Annotated in this window: 3 protein-coding genes and 1 pseudogene; 1 reads left to right on the forward strand and 3 read right to left on the reverse strand. The window is 64.3% G+C overall.

What is annotated here, in order from left to right; all coding sequences use genetic code 11:
• Both MKK82_RS06810 and MKK82_RS06815 read right to left on the reverse strand, forming a co-directional pair.
• Positions 1 to 534: pseudogene (locus MKK82_RS06810) on the reverse strand (porin family protein); the annotation flags it as partial.
• Between the two features lie 121 nt (positions 535 to 655).
• Positions 656 to 1,174: a MucR family transcriptional regulator gene (locus tag MKK82_RS06815; RefSeq protein WP_243985056.1), complete on the reverse strand. Its 519-nt coding sequence runs from the start codon at positions 1,172 to 1,174 to the stop codon at positions 656 to 658.
• A 104-nt stretch (positions 1,175 to 1,278) separates the two neighbouring features.
• Here MKK82_RS06815 and MKK82_RS06820 point away from each other — a divergent pair, with 104 nt between their 5' ends.
• On the forward strand, positions 1,279 to 1,557 hold the full coding sequence (locus MKK82_RS06820) for a hypothetical protein (RefSeq protein ID WP_243985057.1): 279 nt from the start codon (positions 1,279 to 1,281) through the stop codon (positions 1,555 to 1,557).
• On the opposite strand, the gene MKK82_RS06825 is transcribed toward MKK82_RS06820, so the two are convergent.
• On the reverse strand, positions 1,494 to 1,766 hold a 273-nt coding region (locus tag MKK82_RS06825), incomplete at its 5' end, for a hypothetical protein (protein ID WP_243985058.1). The two genes, MKK82_RS06820 and MKK82_RS06825, sit on opposite strands and share 64 nt — an antisense overlap.

The following is a 1,766-nucleotide window of genomic DNA, read 5'->3' on the forward strand; positions in this document are numbered from 1 at the left end:
GCGGTCGAAGGCGTAGCCGAGGCGGCCGCGAACCGTGCCGAAGAAGTCGAGCGTGCTGAGCAGGCCGTTGGCCGCAACAAAGTTACCGAATTGCGGGCCGGTCGCGCCAGACACGGCAAAGCTCTGACGACGATTGCCGAAGTCGAGGTACTGAGCGTCAGCCTCGAAGCCGACGACGACGCCCGTGCCCGGGGTGAACTGGTAGTTGTAGCCGATCTGGCCACCGCCGGAGAAGCCTTCGTTCTGGTTACGGCCGTAGGTCAGCGTCGAGCCGGGCGCCAGGATGGCCGGAACCGACAGAGCCGCGCCCGTGATCGCGACGGGGTTGCCGGCGGTCTGGGTGAAGCCGTTGGCCGTGTTGTTGCTCGCGTCGAAGGCGTAGCCGGCATTGATACCGAAGTAGGCGCCGGTCCAGGTGAACACTGGCACGGGCGTGAAGATCGGCGGCGGCGCGGCGCGACGCGGTAGGTCGGCGGCCGAAGCGGCGCCGGTGAGCGCGGTGAAGGCGGCCAGCGCGGCCAGAAGCTTTTTCATGACTGTGATTTCCCCAGCAGAATGCCCGATCACCGATCAGGGTAGCGGGTTTTCCACAGCCAAGCTGTATCTCGCGTGCCACACTTGTGGCGGGAGTGAGGCGCGGCCGCGATCGATCGCTCTACGCCTCAGCGGCGTCCTTCGCCTTCCGCGGCCGCCCGGCTCGCTTCGGCTTCTCGGAGGTCGTCTCGCTAAGATCTGCAGCCTCGGGAACTGCCTTCCGACGCCTCTGGCCGAGACCTAAGCTTCTGGCCAAGCCTGCGCGCATCTCAGAGTAGCTGGCCGCCGTCATGGGGTAATCACGCGGTAGACCGAAGCGTTCGCAGTACTGCTCCACCGTTATACCATTGCCCGTAAGATGCCGCTTGAGCGTCTTGTACGGCTTGCCGTCGATGAAGCTGATCAGCGCGTCAGGCGTGATGGACTTGCGGATCTGAGCGGCAGTCATCTTCTGAGTTGGCGGAGCCTGGGTTGCGTCACCTCGCCCAAGCCCGCCAAGCGCAGCGTACATGCTGGCGATCAAGGCTGGTAGCTCCGCTGGCGGCACACGATTGTTCGACACGTAGGCTGAGACGAGGTTCGTCGTCAGACCGGTATAATCGGTGGCTCCGGCCTCGATGTTCTCAGCGTTCTCGTCCACGATGCACCTATCTGAAAGAGCGCAAACACATTGTGCTGGCAGGTCCGGCTTTGCAATGCGGGAGTACCCACTCTGCTCTCTTCCGATCGAGCTGAGCTAAAACGATGAGACCGGATCTTGAGCTGATCGCGCAGATCATCGCCGAGAACGTCGCCTCGGCGCTCGTGCGGGCGCGCGATAGCGCTTTCCAGGAGGGCGAACGCGCGATCGTCGTTCAGGGCGTAATGCGCGAATTGCTGTTGGTCCTGCCAACCGATGACAGCGACCGGCTCACGGAGGCCTGCAACCGCGGGCTACAGGTTTTGATCCCGATGGGCGTTCACGGCCCACGGGTTGCAGCGGTCGATCCCGACCACGGGTCGGTGACGATGCAGCAGAAATAGAGATGAGGCGTCGGGCCGGATCCCGTGATGACGTGGTTCGGCCCTGTGCCGTTCGGCTTGAGACCGGCCGCCAGCACGAGGCCGTTGACCGCGATGGCGAAGATCTGACGGGCTGGGTCGCGCACCAGCACCACGGCGGTGCCCGACACGGCGGTGAGCAGAAACAGCAGCGGCAGGATGAGCGTCATCGCGGCATCCTCATGCCGAGC

It is taken from the genome of Methylobacterium sp. E-046 (genome assembly GCF_022829625.1).
In the GTDB taxonomy this organism is placed as follows: Bacteria; Pseudomonadota; Alphaproteobacteria; order Rhizobiales; family Beijerinckiaceae; genus Methylobacterium; species Methylobacterium longum.